This window comes from Falsiroseomonas sp. E2-1-a20, from assembly GCF_051433195.1.
GTDB lineage: Bacteria > Pseudomonadota > Alphaproteobacteria > Acetobacterales > Acetobacteraceae > Falsiroseomonas.
The window spans coordinates 1-428 of record NZ_JBHMFT010000211.1; the positions used below are offsets into that span (position 1 = coordinate 1).

1 protein-coding gene is annotated in these 428 nt (G+C 60.3%); it reads right to left on the reverse strand.

What is annotated here, in order from left to right; genetic code table 11:
- Window positions 1–137: 137 nt before the first annotated feature.
- Window positions 138–428 (reverse strand): integrase core domain-containing protein (locus ACFHPP_RS31410; protein ID WP_437167135.1); only part of this gene is annotated, 291 nt, incomplete at its 5' end.

Consider the following 428-nt stretch of genomic DNA (forward strand, 5'->3'; position numbering starts at 1 on the left):
AACACTGACGGTCTGGGCCATCCCCGGAGAATTCCACCGCAGCAGCCCGCTGTGAATCCTCCGTCTGGGTCAGTGCACTAGAGCCAGAAGGTGACGGTGTCCGTCGTCGAATGCTTTGAGACATCGGACGCGGTTGGTTAACGGAGGCTCTGGCAAATCGTGATTCGAGGTTGGGCGGCGTGTCGCTGGTGGATCAAGCGGCGTTGTTGGATAGCTTGCCGCTTGATGCGCTTACGGTCGAGCAGGATGGTCTGGCCGCGGCCGAAGTAGACATCGGCTGGTGTGAGATTGCGCAGGCTCTCGTGGTAGCGCTGATGGTTGTAGCGAGCGACGAAGGCCTCGATCTGCGTCTCGAGGTTGCCGGGCAGGTAGTAGTTCTGGAGCAGGATGCGGTTCTCCAGGGTTTGGTGCCAGCGCTCGATGTTCTC